This is a genomic window from Vibrio sp. SG41-7, from assembly GCF_014164465.1.
Taxonomy (GTDB): Bacteria; Pseudomonadota; Gammaproteobacteria; order Enterobacterales; family Vibrionaceae; genus Vibrio; species Vibrio splendidus.
In genome coordinates this window covers 1-319 of sequence record NZ_JACJFF010000382.1, presented here as the reverse complement: position 1 = coordinate 319, position 319 = coordinate 1, and the positions used below count along the sequence as shown (strand labels likewise).

Genomic DNA, 319 nt, shown 5'->3' with positions numbered 1-319 from the left:
AATCAATCAGTCAGCTTTCCAAATTGTTAAAGAGCTTGATTCAAACTAATGAACCATTTTTAAATATTTTCAGATAAAAACACTTAAAGATGGTGGAGCTATGCGGGATCGAACCGCAGACCTCCTGCGTGCAAGGCAGGCGCTCTCCCAGCTGAGCTATAGCCCCATCTTTGTATCTAGTCGATATTGGTGGGTCTGAGTGGACTCGAACCACCGACCTCCCGCTTATCAGGCGAGCGCTCTAACCAGCTGAGCTACAGACCCAATATCGTCTCTTTTACTTTCTAAACCTAATCAATCTGTGTGGACACTCATCGTG

The 319-nt window shown here is 45.5% G+C and carries 2 tRNA genes; both read right to left on the bottom strand.

Going from position 1 to position 319, the window contains the following annotated elements:
- Positions 1–90: 90 nt before the first annotated feature.
- A tRNA-Ala gene (locus H5300_RS27245) sits at positions 91–166 on the bottom strand.
- A gap of 21 nt (positions 167–187) precedes the next feature.
- Positions 188–264: transfer RNA gene (locus H5300_RS27240), tRNA-Ile, on the bottom strand.
- Positions 265–319: the final 55 nt, after the last annotated feature.